This is a genomic window from Campylobacter showae (genome assembly GCF_900699785.1).
Taxonomy (GTDB): Bacteria; Campylobacterota; Campylobacteria; order Campylobacterales; family Campylobacteraceae; genus Campylobacter_A; species Campylobacter_A showae_D.
The window spans coordinates 1,398,927-1,415,786 of record NZ_LR535679.1; the positions used below are offsets into that span (position 1 = coordinate 1,398,927).

Below are 16,860 nucleotides of genomic sequence, written 5' to 3' on the forward strand. Positions count from 1 at the left end.
CGTTTTAAAATGCATTATCATTATATTATTCTCACGCTTAAATTTCGGTCGCATTTTAGGCTATAATTTCGGCTATGAAATACGCAAATTTAAAACAAATGCAATCTTTTCTAGGCAAATTTAAAAAAATAACCGCAATCAGACGCGCGGGCGATATGGCGATTTTTATCGAATTCGACGGCGAGCTCGGGCTGTTTTTTGATCTTAGCAAAGCTGACTCCGCGATCTACGCAAATCCTGATTTTCTAAACGTAAAAGAGTACAAAGCACCCTTTGACGTCGCGCTAAAAAAGAGGTTCTGGGGGGCTAAAATTTTAAATTTAAGCGTGCCCGAGGGAAATAGAATTTTAAAGCTGGAGTGCGAATTCCAAGGCTCGTATAAGAGTCTGGCTTCGAGCCTATTTTTGGAGTTTACGGGGCGCTTTACCAACGCGATCATCACGGACGAAAAGGGCGTAATCGTCGAGGCTTTGCGCCATATAGATAATAATTTTCGCGTGATAAAACCGGGGCGCGAGCTGCTAGAGCTGCCGCCGGCTGCGATAAAAGAGCGCCAGACGCCGCCGATAACGGATTTTGCGCAGTATTTTAGCGAGGAATTTAAGCGCGTAAATAACGCAAAGCTAGAAAACCTGCGCGCCGTAAAATCGGCCGCGATAGAGCGAAAAATGCAAAATTTAAGCGAGATTTTATCGGGGCTTGAAAACGAAGCGGATCTAAATGCGCAAAGCGAAATTTTAAGCAAAAACGCGGGGCTAATTCTATCAAATTTACACGCGTTAAGGGACTACGAGCGCGAAGTAACGCTAAATGATTTCGAGCGAGGCGAGGTGCGGCTCGTGCTAGATGACAGCCCCAAAATCGCCGCAAACGCGATGTTTGCAAAGGCAAAAAGGCTAAAACAAAAGGCGGCGGGTCTAATCATCGAGCGGCAAAATTTGACCGAAAAGCTAGAGTTTTTATCAAATTTACAAACGCTCGTAAATGAAGCAAAAAGCGCCGAAGAGCTAGAGATCCTAGCGCCTAAAAAAGCCCGCGCCGTAAAGCAAAAAGAGCAAAATCAAAACGTCGAGGATTTTTATATCGAAGGCTATAAAATCAGTATCGGACGCAACGAAAAAGGCAACGTCTGGCTACTAAAAAACTCGAAAAAAGACGACGTCTGGATGCATCTAAAAGACCTGCCGTCCGCGCACGTCATTATCAAAACCGCAAAAAGCGCTCCAAGCGAGGAAATTTTAAGATTTGCGGCGAAAATTTGCGTAAATTTTAGCGTCAAAGGCGGCGGGACGTACGAGGTTGATTTTACCAAACGTAACAACGTCAAAATTACGAGCGGCGCAAATGTAAATTATATTAATTTTAAGACGATATTAGTAACAAAGCACGACTAAAAGGAGGCGAAAATGGCTGTAACACCCCTTGGCAACACGATTTTTATCAATCAAAACGTAAATATGGTCTCAAACAAGGTCGCCGACGTCCAAAATAGATTTGACCTGCAAAACCTCGCCGCCGCATCGCTAGCAAGCGACGAAAAACAAGAGGTCTCCGAAGTGCGCCCGACCGAGGAAACCTATAAAATCGACCCGCAAAACGAGCACGAAAAGCAAAAAGGCAGGCAGGAGCAGGGCGAGCTCGCCTCGGAGCAAAAGGGCGAAAACGCAGACTCCGAGAACGAGGATGGCGAAAACTCCGAGGAGCGCGTCGTGGCTAACGACTTCCCGCAGGCATCGCCCGTATTTCAGCATCTTGATCTTAAAATTTAAGCTTGCGGGCGTAAATTTGACCGCTCGCGGCTAGGCGGTCAAATTTGGCTCGATTTGGGGTAAATTTGAGCTTTTGTCCGCTAAATTTAAGCCGCCGTTTTTAGCAAAAACAAAGTCTAGCGCAGCTCGTCAAATGTGCGCCAAATTTACCGCCCCTTTTTAATCAAAAATAAAATTTAACGCAAAACCGTCAAATTTAACCGTCCGCTAAAACTCGCAAGCGTAAATTCGCCTCAAATTTCAGCGCTTTTAAGCGAAAATTTTATACAATTTTACTCAAAAAAGGACAAATCATGAAAACGCGTATAATCACCGGCATCGCGCTATTTGCGGTAGTTTTGGTCATCTTTTTCGTCGATAGTTATCTGTTAAATTTCGCCATTTTAGGCTTCGTACTTTACACGGCCTTTAGCGAAGCGCAAAAGCTCTACGGCCTACAAGGAAACTCCCTTGCTCTCACGGCGGTTATTTTTTATCTGCTTACGCCCTTTTCAAACCCCGCATTTATCGCTATTTTAGCGGTCTTGCTTGTGGTTAGTTTTCTCGCGCACTTTAAGAGCGAAAATCTAACGCCCGCGCTGCCGTTTTTGTATCCGATGACGCCGATTTTTCTCATCTGGATGCTTTATTCGCTTTATGGCGTCGGCTACTTGGCGTGGCTGATTTTAACAGTAGTGGCGTGCGATAGCGGGGCGTTTTTCGTCGGTAAATTTTGCGGCAAGCACGCCTTTAGCCAGACTTCGCCCAACAAAACCTGGGAGGGCGTCGCAGGCGGTATCGCCGTGGCTACGGTCTTTGGCGCGGGCTTTGGTTGGGTGCTGACCGATAGCTTTTGGCATAGCCTCATCACGGCGTTTTTGGTTGCGACTTTCGGCGTTTGGGGCGATCTTTTCGAGAGCTACTTAAAGCGCCGAGCGGGCGTCAAAGATAGCGGCACGCTACTGCCCGGTCACGGCGGTATGCTTGACCGTATCGACGGCTATCTTTTCGGCGTTGCCGCGATGCTCTGGACGCTATCGTGGTAGTGCTGGGCTCGACGGGCTCGATCGGGACGAATACTTTAAATTTGGCCCGTAAATTCGGCCTTGGCGTCGAGGCTATGAGCTGTGCGTCAAACTACGAGCTTTTAAACGAGCAAATCGCCGAATTTAAGCCCAAATTCGTCTGTATCGCCGAGCCTAAATTTGCAAAATTCGTAAAACACAAACGCGTTTTTGCGGGCGCACATGGCATCTGCGATATGCTAAAAGAGTGCGAGAGCGAGCGCGTCGTAAACTCTCTAGTGGGCTTTGCGGGACTTGCTCCGAGCCTAACCGCGCAAAAGCTGGGCAAAAAACTAGCGCTTGCCAACAAAGAAAGCCTCGTCGCGGGCGGCAAATTTTTAGACAGGGGCGCGATAAATCCGATAGATAGCGAGCATTTCGGACTTAAATTCTTGCTCGCGAACAAAACCCCGGTCGCTAGGCTCGTCATCACGGCTTCGGGCGGCGCCTTTTACAAAACCCCGCTAAAAGCCCTAAAAGACGCCCGCGCAGCAGACGCGCTAAAGCACCCGAACTGGAGCATGGGTGCCAAAATCACGATTGATAGCGCGACGATGGCGAACAAGCTTTTTGAGGTGTTGGAGGCCTTCTGGCTCTACGGCGTGCGGGATATCGAGGCGCTCATCGAGCGCACGTCCACGGTGCACGCGCTGGTGGAGTTTGCCGATGGCTCGACTACGGCGCATCTATCTAAAACCGATATGATTTTAGCCATCGCGCATGCGATTTTGGGCGAGGGCGGAGCGCTAAATTTGAGCGCGGCCGATACGAAAAACGGGCAAATCGTGCCGAATTTGGATCTAAAAACGCTAAAAAATATAAAATTCGGCGAGATAAATTTGAAAAAATATCCTATCTTTTTGCTAAAAGACCAAGCTTTGCAAAACCCGGATCTCGGCGTTGCGATAAATGCCGCAAACGAAGTCGCGGTGTATAAATTTTTGCGCGGCGAGTGCGGATTTTTGGATATCTCGCAAACGGTTTTAGCTGCGGCAAAGAGGTTTGAAAATGAGAAGATAGAGGGCGAATGTAAGATCTTTGAAGTGGATTTGGAAGTGAGAGCGTGGGCGGAAAAGCTACTTAAATAGAGGCTTGTCTTTTTAGCGCTTTTCCGAGATTTTGCAAAATTTTCGCTCCGCAGGCTATATGCCTAGCGCACGCTCAATTTTGCTTCAAAACTCGAAAAATCATCTCACGATACTTCGCCTTGACTCTTTTACGTTCAAATTTGAAGTCAAATTTTTAAATTTTGTATTCAAATTTTACTCACCGAGACCCGCACCCTGAAAATGTCAAATTTAAATTTTCGGCGCGACAGCGCCAAATAAACCTGCACGAAATATAGCAACTTCTCACGTGCAGTGGGGCAGGCGGGGATTTCTGCGTTGCTTTGCTAACAGCTGCAAGCAGACGGGGGTGGGCCTGCTCGCAGTTACAAGCCGTAGGCGAAGTAAAACCCCTTCCGCCACCCAAGAAAAAGAAAAGTCGGATATAAAAGGGAGCTCTTTTGCTTCGGCTTTGCCTCGCCTTGTGCTTAGCCGCACTTCGTTTGCTACTGTTAGGACGCACTCTCTTTGAGAGCTGCTGGCAGAGCGTAATTCAAGCCCCTTTCTCCTTAACAAGAAAGATTAAATTGCACAAAAACTCTAATTTATAACGCTAAATTTAACCAAGCTAAATTTGGCACCTTAAAGATGCAGGTCTCGGTGCGTAAATTTAAAATTTGCTCGAAAAATTTGCTTAAAACGACACTTTTTCGTCGCCGTAATCGTCGCCGATATGTTATAATTTCACGAATTTTAAAATCGCTTTGTGTTTAAATTTGGCTGCAAAACAAGACAAATGCCGCAAATTTCAAGAATCAAAAAATAAGCCGCAAAATAAAAAGAGGAAAAAATGGAAAAATACGAAGGCTACAATCTCAGGTTCAAAGACGCTCTCGTCGGCGTGCAGTTTTTATTCGTCGCGTTTGGCGCACTCGTGTTGGTGCCGATATTAACGGGGCTTGATACGTCCGTGGCGCTATTTACGGCTGGTATCGGCACGCTGCTATTTCAGCTAATCACGCGCAAAAACGTTCCGCCGATCTTTCTCGCGTCTAGTTTTGCCTTTATCGCGCCGCTTAGCTTTGGCGTGAAGGAGTGGGGCATCGCCGCAACTATGGGCGGAGTGGTTGCGGCGGGGCTGTTTTACGTGGCTTTGAGTTTGCTAATTAGGCTAAAAGGCGAGGGATTCTTGCATAAAATTTTACCGCCCGTAGTCGTCGGTCCCGTCATCATGACGATCGGCCTCATCCTCTCGCCTGCAGCCGTAAATATGGTCATGGGCAAGGGCAAAGAGGCGCTCTATACGCAGGGCCAGTCGCTTACCATCGCGTTCATCTCGCTCTCGGCCGTCATCGTCGTTATGATGTTTGGCCGCGGCATGCTGCGCCTCGTGCCGATACTTTGCGGTATCGCGGTTGGATACTGCGCGTCGCTGTTTGTCGGCATCGTGGATTTTACGCCGATTTTAAACGCGCCATGGTTTGCGCTGCCGCATTTCACCGCGCCGGTTTTTAAGCTAGAAGCCGTGATCTACATGGTGCCTATCGCTATCGCACCCGCGATCGAGCACATCGGCGATATGCTTGCGATCAGCAACGTAACAAAGGAAAATTTCCTAAAAAACCCGGGGCTTAAAAGCACGCTGCTTGGCGACGGGCTTGCAACGTCGCTAGCGGGGTGCTTTGGCGGACCGCCAAACACCACCTACTCCGAGGTCACGGGCGCGGTCAGCATCACAAAGGCTTACAATCCCGCTATTATGACCTTTGCCGCGCTTACGGCGATACTGCTAGCCTTCGTGGGCAAGCTCGGCGCCGCGCTCTCCACGATCCCCGCTCCCGTCATCGGCGGCATCATGCTGCTGCTTTTCGGTATCATCGCTAGCGTGGGCATGGAGACCCTGATCAAAAACGGCGTAGATCTAGCCGAGCCGCGCAATATGATCATCGTCGCGCTCATCTTCGTCTGCGCGATCGGCGGCATGGTGCTGGATTTTGGCGCGATGAGTTTTAGCGGCGTGGGGCTTGGCGCGCTCATCGGCATTACGTTAAATTTGGTGCTGCCAAAGACCAAGCATTTTGACGGGTACTAAGTTAAATTTGCGCGGAGCTTGCGTGGTTTCGCGCGGTTGCGGGTAAATTTGAGCTTAAATTTCGGCGCCAAATTTACCCGCGGCTTTTCGCCGTCAAATTTACCGCAGCCTAAATTTTAAAATTTTCCCCGCAAACGCTTTTAAATTTCTAACGTTTTAAACTAGCAAGATATATAATTGCCTTATGAAAAAGGCGAATAATTTAAGCAAATTTGATAAAAAGGCGCTAAAGCTGCTCTTTGCGGTACTTTTCGCGCCGCTCTTCGTCTCGCTCGTTTTTATCTATGAACTATCGGCGTATGATAGCTCGCGCGAGCTGCCCGCAGGCGCGCAAAAGATCGGTAGCAGCGATTACTACAACATCGGCGGCAAAATTTATCTACGCTCTTGGAACCTCGCTCCTTACGAGCTAGAGGGCGGCGTGGACGCGGCGAGCTTTCGCGCGCTTGATACCGGCAGATACTCCTACGCAAACGTCGGTATGGACGCTAGTAACGTATTTTGCGGCGCTCGCAAGATGACGGGGCTAGATCCCGCTCGCACGCAAAAGATCGGCTCTCGCTACTACAGCGACGGACGCGTGAGCTACTTCTGCTCGGACGTCACGCAGCGCATGGGCGGCGCGATAAGCTACATTTATAAAGTGTTTTTCCATGCGTTTGGGCTCTCCAAGTGGCCGCAGGAGTACAACTATCCCTACGCTAGACTTGATACTAGCGCGCCTATATCGCCGCTGACCGAGAGCCCTTACGTCGCCACGGACGGCGAGCGGGTCTTTTACGAGGGTAAAATTTTAGCGGGCGCGGATGCAAAAAATCTAAAACAGATAAGGCTAAAAATCATACACGAAGACGGCTCCGGTTCGCCCGCGCACTTTCGCCAGGTCGATCGGTGGCTGAGCGACGGACGCAGCGTTTATGCGGACGGCGAGAGGCTAAATTTCACCCCTAGCGAGCAGATGTATCTCGTGGAGCCAAACGCTGGCATAGAGTTTCTTTACGATCCGAAGGCGGGCGCGGTGCTGATGAACGGCGAGAGATTTGATGCTGCAAACGAGCCCTATACGCCGCTAAATTTTCAGAGCGGGCATCAGGAATACATGCTGTTTGCGAGCAAAAACGGCATATTTTATCTAAGCAAGGATAAAATTTTAAATCGTCCGCGCGGCAGCGGCGCCGAGGGCTGGCTCAAAGACGCTTTTTGGTACGTGTATTATAAATTTTGCGCAGACGCCAGCCGGCTAAGCGCGCTAAAAAGGGCGGGCGATAATCCGTTTAAAGGCGCCGTGCGGCAGATCTCGGAAAAGCTTTTGAAGGATGACGCGGGATTTTATTATCTAAATTTCTACTCGCATAGCGTTTACGTCACGGGCCGCAGCGGCAGGCATCTGGATAAGCGGACAAATTTCATCGATCTACGAAAGATCATGCTAGGCGTACACGACGATGAGGTGATGGCGCAGATCGCGGACGAGGCTGCGCGAAACCCCGAAATGTCGCAGCAGGTCTTTACCGCGCAGGACGTGGAGTATGAAAACGGCGCGGCCTTTTATATGTATTGCCTCGCGGCGGTTTTGTTGCTTGGTGCTTGGGTTTATAGCTATTTTAGAAAGCGTAGCTTGCAGCGCGGTTAAATTTACCCCAAATTTGCTCTAAATTTACAACCTTTCTTACCGATTTATTACGATTTCTAGTTAAAGTTGCAGTGAAAAAAATCAAAAGGAAATCCAATGGAAAACAAAATCATAAACAGCGTGAGGGGCGGCTTTTGGACGAAGCCGGTTATTATATTCGTCCTGCTTTTGCTGCTGCTTATCCCGCTAGGTTTCATCAGTTCGATGATTTCTGACCGCGCCTACGTCAAACGCACCGCCGAGGAGTCCATCATGCAGCCAGTCGGCGGGGAGCTTAGGATCGAGGGCGTTTTGATCTCGGTGCCGTATAAAAAGCAAGCGGCGATCTACAACGAAAACGGCGTAGCTGCGGTATCGCAGACAACCGAGCAGATCATGATAATGCCGCAGTCATACGAGCTATCGACCGAGCTAAATCCGCAGTATCTAAAGCGCGGTATCTTTAGCGTGCCCGTTTTTAACGGCGAAGTCGCGCTAAAAGCCAAATTTGCGCCGCTAAATTTCGAGCAGCTAAATATCAAAGAAAGCGACGTTTTGCTAGGCGAGGCGACGCTGATTTTAGGCGTGGGCAGCAAAAAGACCTTTACCGCGTTTCCAGCGCTAAAAGCAAACGGAGAGGATCTCGCGCAGTCTTTTGCGCCGCCTAAATACTCGCCCTTTGCCCAAAGCGTCCACTATAAGCTACCCGCAAATTTAGCAAACGGCGGCTTTGAGCTAGCAGGCGCGCTATCTATGCAGGGCGGGCAGAGCGCGAGCTTCGTTCCCGTCGGGCAGGATAATAAATTTGACGTAAAATCCTCGTGGAGCTCGCCGTCTTTTAGCGGCGGCTGGCTACCTAAATCGCGCGAAGTCACTAGCAGTGGCTTTAACGCGCAGTGGGAGATCTCGGGCCTTAGCACCGGCGTCCCGCAGGCGTGGATCATGGACGGCAGGCGCGAGATGGGGCTAGAGAGCGTCGAGGCTAGCTTCATCAGCCCCGTAAACAACTACTCGCTCATCGCGCGCTGCGTGACCTACGCGATCTTGTTTTTAGCGGTGCCGTTTTTGGCGATATTTTTGTGCGAAATTTACAGCCGCGCCCGCATCCATCCGATCCAGTACCTACTCATCGGAGCAGCCGACGTGCTGTTTTACCTGCTCGTGCTTTCGTTTTCCGAGCATATCAGCTTTTTAGCTAGCTATCTCGTTGCGGCCGCAGCCGTGTGTGCGACGATACTTTTCTACGGTTCGGCGATCTTTCGGGCGCGCAAATGGGGCGTATTTATCGCACTCGTGCATGCGGTTAGCTACTGCTTGCTCTACGGTATCTTACAGTCCGAGGACTACGCGCTTTTGATGGGCAGCGTGATGATATTTGCGGTGATAGCGCTTGTTATGTATTTGACCAGGAAGATAGATTGGTACGAAAACGGGCTGAAAATTTAGCTCTTTGCGGCTTGTCTTTTTGGTTTATACTTTGTTGGATTTGAATTTTGCTCGGTCACTACCGACGAGGTAGCTCCCGTCGCAAAATTTCAAATCCGCCTCGTCTAAACGCAAAAATACTTCACCCCGACTTCCCTTGCTCAAATTTGTAAATTTGAGTCACCGAGACCCGCACCTTGAAAATGTAAATTCGTTACACTCAAATTTAACTAAAAACCCGCGACGCTTTGCGTCAGCAAAGCTGTGTCGCCACCTCTCACGTGCAGTGGGGTTGGTGGGGGTTTGGGGGCGGAATGGGCGACGCTTCGTAAGTAGAAACCCCTTCCGCCACCCAAGAAAAAGAAAAACTAAAAAAAATTTAGAGAATCTTAAATTTGACAAAACTAAAATTTAGCACCTTAAAGATGCAGGTCTCGGCGGGTAAAATTTAAAAATTTATCCGAATTTAACGCTATAATCACGCTCGTTTTAAAGACGCAAAAATTTAAAGGATAAAAATGAAAAACTTTCTTGCGCTATTTTTGGCGCTTAGTTTTGCCGCTTCGTCGCAGGCATTCGGCGGCGAAAAACCGAGCTCGGCGAAGCAAAACGCTCAAATTTTACCCCAGAGCGAGCTAAAATTTACCCCGCGCCCAAAGCTAAAAGGCAAGCAAACGGGCGAGCTTGAGATGAGGTTTAGCTACGACGTAGAAAGGACGGGCGAGTACGATCCGGAAAGCCGCCTAGAGCTAAACAACGTCTATGAGCGTATCTATACTCCGGACGGCGAGACGCTGTTTTACGGCAGGCTATACGGCTATATCAAGCCGCCCTTGCATCACCCGCAAAAGCAGATCGTAAAATTTATCAAAAGCGGCCAAGAGCGCTGGATCGAGATAGATTTTTATCATGCGGACGGTATGCATAGCGGCACGCTGCAGCTGTGCTTGTGGGACGACATAAACGTCGAAGTCAAGGATGCTTTTGACGAAGGCAACGTCGCCGGGCTATACAAATCAAGCAATAAATTCGACGTTATGCTGGGTATCTTTTCGGACAACAACAGCTTCTCCTACTCTAGTAGCGGCAAACCGCGCCAAAAGCACTTTATCACGGTGCGCTCGGGGCCTAAAGAGGATTACTACGAAAACTACGATGAAAACGGCGCGATCGACAATACGAGCTACCAAAAAGACACGGTATTTATCTGGATAAAGACGTTTTATCCAAACGGCCGACTAAAGTCGCTTAACGACTATGAAAATAAGATAGAGCGGGAGTATGATGAGAGGGGGAAAATAATAAGAGACGAGAAATTTTGAGTTTTACGGCTTGTCTTTTTGGTTTATACGTCGTTGGATTTAAATTTTACTCAGTCACTACCGACTAGGTAGCTCCCATCGTAAAATTTAAATCCGCCTCGTCTAAACGCAAAAATCCTTCGCCTTATCATTTTATGCTCAAATTTGACATTAAATTTATAAATTTGAGTTGCCGAGACCCGCATCTTGAAAATCTCAAATTTGGGTCCGTCGCAAATTTACGACGAGCGATTTGCGCGCGTATTTGGCAGCCTTTGCTAGGAAGCGGGCCGAATTTATAACCGCAAAAGCAAAAAGCGGTAAAATGCGCTAAAAAAGGAAAATTTACAAAATGAGAGAAAATTTACAACATGGCAGTGCGAGCGGGCTGATTTTAGGCATAGAAAGCAGCTGCGACGACAGCTCGGTGGCGCTACTGGACATCGAGACGCTGGAGCTAAAATTTCACAAAAAAATCTCGCAAGATGCCGAGCACTGCGCATTTGGCGGAGTGGTTCCGGAGCTAGCCGCACGCCTTCATACGGCTGCGCTACCTAAAATTTTAGAGCAGATCAAAGCAGAACTACCCCGCGTAAAAGCCGTCGCCGTCACGAACGAGCCGGGGCTATCCGTGAGCCTAGTTGGCGGCGTCGCGATGGCAAAGGCGCTGGCCTCGTCGCTGCGCGTGCCGCTAATCGCGGTAAATCACCTCGCCGGGCACGTGTATTCGCTATTTTTGACGCAGGAGGCGCGGCTGCCTGCGGGCGTGCTACTCGTTAGCGGCGGGCACACGATGGTGCTAGATATCGGCGCGGACGGGGCTGTCGGCGTGCTAGCCGCGACGATGGACGATAGTTTTGGCGAGAGCTTTGACAAGGTCGCAAAGATACTGGGGCTTGGGTATCCGGGCGGCGTAGCGGTCGAAAAGGCGGCAAAGAGCGGGCGCGAGAGGTTTAAATTTACCGTGCCGCTGCTTGGCGACGCGCGCACGGCGTATAGCTTCTCGGGGCTAAAAAATCAGGTCCGCGTCGAAACCGAAAAGCTCGCCGCAAGCGGGAATCTGGGCGCGCAGGACGTTGCCGACATCTGCTTTGCCTTTGAAAATACCGCCTGTAAGCATATCTTAAACAAGCTAGAAAAGATCTTTGCCCAGCGTAAATTTGAGCGTTTCGGCGTCGTGGGCGGAGCTAGCGCGAATCTAAATCTGCGCTCCCGTCTGCAAGCTCTGTGTGAGAAGCACGGCTGCGAGCTCATCTGCGCGCCGCTGGAGTTTTGCTCCGATAATGCCGCGATGATCGCGCGTGCGGGACGCGAAAAATACCTGCGCGGCGAGTTTGCGGGGCTTGATCTGCAAGCAAGTCCTAGAAGCGAGCTAACGAGGATTTAGATTCGGCTTTTGGCTAAAATTTGCTTTTTAGCTCAAATTTGGCGACTATTACCTCAAATTTAGCTTTTTGTGGCGCTATTGCGTGCTGGCGAGTATAAAGCACGGCAAATCTAAATTTGACGTGATGAGCCAAAAGTGCTAAATTTATAGAATCTAAAATCGTTTTGCTAAAAAAATACTGCGACAATCGCCGCAAACGCTAAGGCTGAATAAATTAAGATTTTGTATATACTTGTTTTTGCGCCGGCTTTTCGCTCGTAAAATACGCTTAATTTGTATTCCGAGCTCTTAAGCGTGCGCCACGCCGCAACAACCGCCATAACTAAAAGTAGCGAGCAAAATTCTCGTGGCGGCAAGCCTCTAAAATCCTCCAAAAATAAAATGGTCGCAAGAAGCGTCGCCAAGCAAAATAGCATAAAAAATATCCAGCTCAAAGCGATGAAAAATATGGCGTCCATCCTGCAATCTATGCCGTGATTTTTATATGCTGCGACCCTAAAGCCGATATAAACGGCAAGCAATGCGCAAGATAGTATCGTGAGCGGGTTAAATAGCGCAGAAAACGTCATTTGGCCAGTCTCCGCGCCCAAGATAGACGCCATGGGCGCAAAAGTAACGAAGGCGCAAAAGTAAAAAAGGATAAATAAAATTCTAGCCTGGAAAATGACGCTAAGAACTGATTTTATGATTTTTAACAACTGTTTCCTTTAAATGTTTGGCGACTTGGGGCTTGAAATTTGACTACGATTTTAGCTAAATTTTAAATGAAATTTATCGACTCTCGTCTAGCGGGTCTTAAATTCGGCGTTGCTATATAATGGCATTTACTCGAGCCGTTTAAATTTGCAATGCGGCGAGTCGCCTTTTGGTCTATAAATTTAACTCTTTGATCGCTCGTAAAATTTCACCCTCGCGGGCTATAAAATCCTTTGCGATGACGATAAATTCGTTATTTTTTAGCGAGGCGGCGTCGTAGATCGGGGCTTTGAGCGTCGCTAGATCGATCATCTTTGCGCCAGCACCAGCAGCGATAATCTCGCCTGCGGCGTTGTCCCAGATAGAGCTTGGCGAGTAGCGCATGTAAGCGCCCGCGAGATTTTCGGCGATGCGGCAGTATTTGATCGCCGAGCTTAGCCGCGCGATGCCCAAATTTAGGGCGCTTGCGAGCTTGCCGGCCGTTACGTTTTTGCCGCGTTTGCCGCTGATTATCGTTTGCGGCGCATGTTCTTTTGCGGCTAAAATTTGCGGGATAAACGCGCCGCTTTTATAAAGCTCTTTTTGCGTTCGTTCGCTTTTTGCAGCACTATAAATTTCGCCGGTAACCGGCACGTAGATGACGCCAAGAACCGGGCGTGCGTCCTCTATGAGTGCGATGCAGACGCAAAACTCGCCGCTGCCCTCGATAAAATCCTTCGTGCCGTCTAGCGGATCGATGAGCCAAAACGTTCGCGCGCTCTCGACTAAAATCTTTTCCTCCGAGCAGATCGGGATCTGCGAGCTTTTTAGCGTTTCAAATATCGCAGCGTTTGCCGCGAGATCGGCCGAGGTCACGGGCGAATGATCGTTTTTTAAATTTACCTCGAAATCCCGGCAGTTTTGGCTGCATGCGCTTTTGGGCAAAGTCGAACTGGCTGCTAAAATCTCGTCGTCAAAGCCCTTGTGGGCGTAAAATTTCATTATCTCGTCGCCTGCTTTTACGGCCGCAAGCTTGGCTAGGTTTAGTAAATTTTGCATTTTTGTTTCTTTTTGCTGCATTTTTAATATTTTGATTTTTATTGTTAAGGGGGAAGGGGCTTGAATTACGAAGTCGCTCCCTTCCCCCTTAACAATCCCCCAACCCCTACGACGTGAGATGTGGCGACACTGCTTTGCTGACGCAAAGCGTCGCGAGCTTCGTAAATTTTGATGGAGTTAAATTTATAAATTTGACTTCAAATTTGAACGCAAATCGATAAGCGGCTGTATTTTGCGATGAATTTAAATGTTGCGACGGAAATTTTGAGCAAGACTAGACAAATAGTCTGTCGCAGCTCAAAATTTTCTAGCTCATTTAAAGGCGCGCAAAAGACGACGCGTCACTTCGGCGTTCTGTTCGTCTTGCCCACGTACAACTGCCTCGGCCTCACGATCTTGATGCTCTCCTGCTCTTTTAGCTCTATCCACTGACTGATCCAGCCCGGGATCCTACCGATGACGAAAATAACCGCAAACATATCGTTTGGTATGCTAAGCGCCTTTAAAATCAGTCCCGAGTAAAAATCGACGTTCGGGTAGAGGTTGCGCGAGATGAAATACTCGTCGTTTAGCGCGATCTCCTCGATCTTTTTGGCGATTTTTAAAAGCTCGGTGTTTATACCGATCTCGTCAAATAGCCGGTCGCACATGGATTTTAACACCTTAGCGCGCGGATCGAAGTTTTTATACACGCGGTGACCAAAGCCCATCAGCCTAAACGGATCGTTTTTGTCCTTGGCGCGGGCGATGTATTTATCGACGTTTTCGACCGAGCCGATTTGCTCTAGCTGGCGGATGACGCCTTCGTTTGCTCCCCCATGCGCCCAGCCCCATAGCGCTCCGATACCCGCGGCGATACACGCATACGGGTGCGCGTGCGTCGAGCCTACGGTGCGCACGGTCGTCGTGGATGCGTTTTGCTCGTGGTCGGCGTGCAGCATAAAGACCGTATCTAGCGCCTTAACCTCGATAGGTTTTAGATCCACGTGCTCGTACGGATAGGCTCTCATCATGTAGAGGAAATTTTCCGTAAAGCCGCGGTCTAAATTCGGATAAATGATCGGCAATCCGCGCGAAAATCTATAAGAAAACGCCGCGATAGTCGGGATCTTTGCGATTATTCGCATCGCCATCTCGTGGTACTCCTCGGGCTTATCCATGTTTAGGTGATCGAAGTAAAACGCCGAAAGCGCCGAGACCGCCGCTTGCAAGATCGCCATCGGATGCGCCTTGTCCGGGAAAGCGTCGAAAATTTTCATCATGCCCTCGTGGATGAAGCTGCGCTTTTTAAGCTCGAGTTTAAATTCGTCGTATTGCTTTTTATCCGGTAGCTCTTTATTTAGCAGCAGATACGCCACGTCGATGAAGGTTTTGTTTTCCGCTAGATACGCGATGTCGTAGCCGCGGTACATCAGCTCGCCTTTTAGCCCGTCGATATAAGTGATGCTAGAGCGGCACATCGCCGTCGAGGTATATCCGCGGTCAAACGTAAACATTCCCGTATCGCTAAAAAAGGTCGAGATGTCGATGACGTCGGGCCCCATCGTACCGTGCAGTATCGGAAAGTCGTAGCTTTTGCCGTTTCTGTTGTCTGTTAGCGTAACCGTATCGCTCATTTTGGCTCCTTTTGCAAATTTTTATTTTCGTAGCTCATTAGGATTTTGATGCAAATCGTTACTATTATAGCCTGAGTTAGGCTCGCTAGTATGAAAGAGAAGTAAAAATTTTCGTTTATACCGCCTGATTTGTAGGCTATGGTAGCAACCGCAATAAGAAGCGTCAGCGGCATCGAGTGCGAGAGCGCGAAAAGGACGGTATTTTTTAGCCCCAAGATGTTTAAAAACACCGTGCTAGCCGCTAGTCTAAAGCCTATCATGACGCCCGTTATCAGCGCCGCGTCGCGCACGACTCCGTCTATCATAAAGGCATTAAGCTTAAACGTCGAGCCGATATGGACGAAAAAGGTCGGCACCAAAAAGCCGAAGCCAAAGCTTGCAAGCTTGTGCGGGAGGTCTTTTTTGTGATCGAAAAACGTCGCGATAAAGGTCCCCGCCACAAATGCGCCAAACGCAATTTCTAAATTTAAATAAAGCATAAGCGCGATGATGCCAAAAAACAGCGCCATACACAGGCGGATGTCTTTTTCGGAGTTGTCGTAGTGGGGCATCAGGATGACGCGCAGCTGCGGATACCACCAAAACAGCACGTTTAGCGTCTTATAGCCGATCACCGCCGCGGCTAAAAATCCGCTAAGATATATGATCGAAAACGCTAGCTCGCTACCGGCGCCAAATTTCATATACGCGCCGACGAAGGTTAGCAGCGTGATGCTCACGACTTCGCCGATCGAGGCGATGAGCATGCCGATGTTTAGCCACTCCTCGTTTTTGCCGTACTCCTTAAATAGCGTAAATATCATACCCACGGCCATCAGTGGCACGATGAGGATAAAAAGGCGGTTTAGATCAAACGAAAACGTCAGCAGCCCCGAGAGCAGGTAAAGTATCGCCAGATAGATGACGCCCGTTTTTAGGATCTTTTTATCTATCGTGAAAAATAGCTTGAGATCGACCTCCGTGCCCGCTAAAAACATGAGGTAAAAAAAGCCTACTTCGCTCACGATTTTAAACATTTCGTTATGCCCGATAAAGCCGAAATACCCCGCCAATGAGCCCAAAATAATCTCCACGGGCGCGATAGGGATGCGTAAAATTTTAGAAAAATACGGCGACGTAAAGATGATAAAAGCTAGCGCGATGAGGATATTTAGCCCGTTTGCCTGCAAGAAAGTCCTTTGTAAATGGGGGATTATAACCTAAGGTTTTTTATTCTTTGATAAATTTGACTTGCTTGGCTTGTCTTTTTGCCCTATACTTCGTTATTTTTAAATTTGGCTCGGTCATTACCGACGAGGTAACTCCCATCGCCAAATTTAAAAGCGCCTCGTCTAGAACTTCTTGAAAAGCTACGAGCGCAGCGAAGTAGAAAAATACTTCGCCTTATCTTTGTTGCGGTCAAATTCGGCATTAAATTTACAAATTTGAGTCGCTGAGACCTGTACCTTGAAAATGTCAAATTTAGATCAAAAGCCTGCGACGCTTTGCGTTAGCAAAGCTATGTCGCCACCTTAAAAGCGTCGTAGGGGGAGGGGGATTAAAGGGGGTGGGGAGCGACTTCGCCATTCAAGCCCCCACCCCCTTTACAACAAAGTAAAAAACAACCTTAAACGGTTGTTTTTTACGAAAAGAAGCTTGGCTTGCAACACCAAATTTAACCAATCTAAATTTAGCGTTTTCGAGAGGTGGGTCTCGGCCGGTAAAATTTAGAATTTAGGCAAATTGCGATGTTTAAATGGCAAAAACCAAAATACTAAAATGCGTTTAAAATGCAGGCTAAATTTGACGATTACCCGCCAAAATCGCGTCAGTAAATTTGCCGCAGCCTATCAGCG

13 protein-coding genes are annotated in these 16,860 nt (G+C 48.6%); 9 read left to right on the top strand and 4 right to left on the bottom strand.

What is annotated here, in order from left to right:
- Positions 1 to 98 precede the first annotated feature (98 nt).
- The 9 genes from E4V70_RS07025 (at position 99) to tsaD (ending at position 11,675) form a co-directional block, all read left to right on the top strand.
- Positions 99 to 1,394, top strand: coding sequence for an NFACT RNA binding domain-containing protein (locus E4V70_RS07025; protein ID WP_232037837.1), 1,296 nt, complete (start codon positions 99 to 101; stop codon positions 1,392 to 1,394).
- 12 nt (positions 1,395 to 1,406) lie between these two features.
- The gene (locus E4V70_RS07030; protein WP_122862422.1) at positions 1,407 to 1,769 is read left to right on the top strand and encodes a hypothetical protein; all 363 of its coding nucleotides are present in this window, start codon (positions 1,407 to 1,409) and stop codon (positions 1,767 to 1,769) included.
- Positions 1,770 to 2,062: 293 nt separating this feature from the next.
- Positions 2,063 to 2,794, top strand: a complete 732-nt coding sequence (locus E4V70_RS07035; protein ID WP_122862423.1) for a phosphatidate cytidylyltransferase — start codon at positions 2,063 to 2,065, stop codon at positions 2,792 to 2,794.
- Positions 2,788 to 3,900: a 1-deoxy-D-xylulose-5-phosphate reductoisomerase gene (dxr, locus tag E4V70_RS07040; RefSeq protein WP_122862424.1), complete on the top strand. Its 1,113-nt coding sequence runs from the start codon at positions 2,788 to 2,790 to the stop codon at positions 3,898 to 3,900. Before E4V70_RS07035 ends, dxr begins: the two co-directional genes overlap by 7 nt.
- Positions 3,901 to 4,708: 808 nt before the next feature.
- Positions 4,709 to 5,950: a uracil-xanthine permease family protein gene (locus E4V70_RS07050; protein ID WP_122862425.1), complete on the top strand. Its 1,242-nt coding sequence runs from the start codon at positions 4,709 to 4,711 to the stop codon at positions 5,948 to 5,950.
- Between the two features lie 184 nt (positions 5,951 to 6,134).
- Positions 6,135 to 7,583, top strand: coding sequence for a DKNYY domain-containing protein (locus E4V70_RS07055; RefSeq protein ID WP_122862426.1), 1,449 nt, complete (start codon positions 6,135 to 6,137; stop codon positions 7,581 to 7,583).
- Positions 7,584 to 7,679: 96 nt separating this feature from the next.
- A complete protein-coding gene (creD, locus tag E4V70_RS07060; RefSeq protein ID WP_122862427.1) occupies positions 7,680 to 9,008 on the top strand; it encodes a cell envelope integrity protein CreD in 1,329 nt (442 codons plus the stop codon).
- 497 nt (positions 9,009 to 9,505) lie between these two features.
- Positions 9,506 to 10,309 carry a toxin-antitoxin system YwqK family antitoxin gene (locus tag E4V70_RS07070; RefSeq protein WP_232037838.1) on the top strand — a complete coding sequence of 268 codons (804 nt, stop codon included), beginning with the start codon at positions 9,506 to 9,508 and terminating at the stop codon, positions 10,307 to 10,309.
- Between the two features lie 367 nt (positions 10,310 to 10,676).
- On the top strand, positions 10,677 to 11,675 hold the full coding sequence (tsaD, locus tag E4V70_RS07075; protein WP_172603266.1) for a tRNA (adenosine(37)-N6)-threonylcarbamoyltransferase complex transferase subunit TsaD: 999 nt from the start codon (positions 10,677 to 10,679) through the stop codon (positions 11,673 to 11,675).
- 167 nt (positions 11,676 to 11,842) lie between these two features.
- Here the strand turns inward: tsaD and E4V70_RS07080 are convergent, their stop codons facing one another.
- The 4 genes from E4V70_RS07080 to E4V70_RS07095 form a co-directional block, all read right to left on the bottom strand.
- Positions 11,843 to 12,373 carry a hypothetical protein gene (locus E4V70_RS07080; RefSeq protein ID WP_122862430.1) on the bottom strand — a complete coding sequence of 177 codons (531 nt, stop codon included), beginning with the start codon at positions 12,371 to 12,373 and terminating at the stop codon, positions 11,843 to 11,845.
- A gap of 172 nt (positions 12,374 to 12,545) precedes the next feature.
- Positions 12,546 to 13,409: a 3'(2'),5'-bisphosphate nucleotidase CysQ family protein gene (locus E4V70_RS07085; RefSeq protein ID WP_122862431.1), complete on the bottom strand. Its 864-nt coding sequence runs from the start codon at positions 13,407 to 13,409 to the stop codon at positions 12,546 to 12,548.
- A gap of 341 nt (positions 13,410 to 13,750) precedes the next feature.
- Positions 13,751 to 15,025 (bottom strand): citrate synthase, encoded by a 1,275-nt coding sequence (locus E4V70_RS07090; RefSeq protein WP_122862432.1) that lies wholly within the window; start codon positions 15,023 to 15,025, stop codon positions 13,751 to 13,753.
- Positions 15,022 to 16,194 (bottom strand): cation:proton antiporter, encoded by a 1,173-nt coding sequence (locus E4V70_RS07095; protein WP_122862433.1) that lies wholly within the window; start codon positions 16,192 to 16,194, stop codon positions 15,022 to 15,024. Before E4V70_RS07095 ends, E4V70_RS07090 begins: the two co-directional genes overlap by 4 nt.
- Between the last annotated feature and the right edge of the window lie 666 nt (positions 16,195 to 16,860).

Coding starts and splice junctions, on each gene's coding strand:
- E4V70_RS07050 (WP_122862425.1), top strand. CDS start 4,709: ATGGAAAAATACGAAGGCTACAATCTCAGGTTCAAAGACGCTCTCGTC.
- E4V70_RS07035 (WP_122862423.1), top strand. CDS start 2,063: ATGAAAACGCGTATAATCACCGGCATCGCGCTATTTGCGGTAGTTTTG.
- E4V70_RS07070 (WP_232037838.1), top strand. CDS start 9,506: ATGAAAAACTTTCTTGCGCTATTTTTGGCGCTTAGTTTTGCCGCTTCG.
- E4V70_RS07025 (WP_232037837.1), top strand. CDS start 99: ATGCAATCTTTTCTAGGCAAATTTAAAAAAATAACCGCAATCAGACGC.
- E4V70_RS07085 (WP_122862431.1), bottom strand. CDS start 13,409: ATGCAAAATTTACTAAACCTAGCCAAGCTTGCGGCCGTAAAAGCAGGC.
- creD (WP_122862427.1), top strand. CDS start 7,680: ATGGAAAACAAAATCATAAACAGCGTGAGGGGCGGCTTTTGGACGAAG.
- E4V70_RS07090 (WP_122862432.1), bottom strand. CDS start 15,025: ATGAGCGATACGGTTACGCTAACAGACAACAGAAACGGCAAAAGCTAC.
- E4V70_RS07055 (WP_122862426.1), top strand. CDS start 6,135: ATGAAAAAGGCGAATAATTTAAGCAAATTTGATAAAAAGGCGCTAAAG.
- E4V70_RS07030 (WP_122862422.1), top strand. CDS start 1,407: ATGGCTGTAACACCCCTTGGCAACACGATTTTTATCAATCAAAACGTA.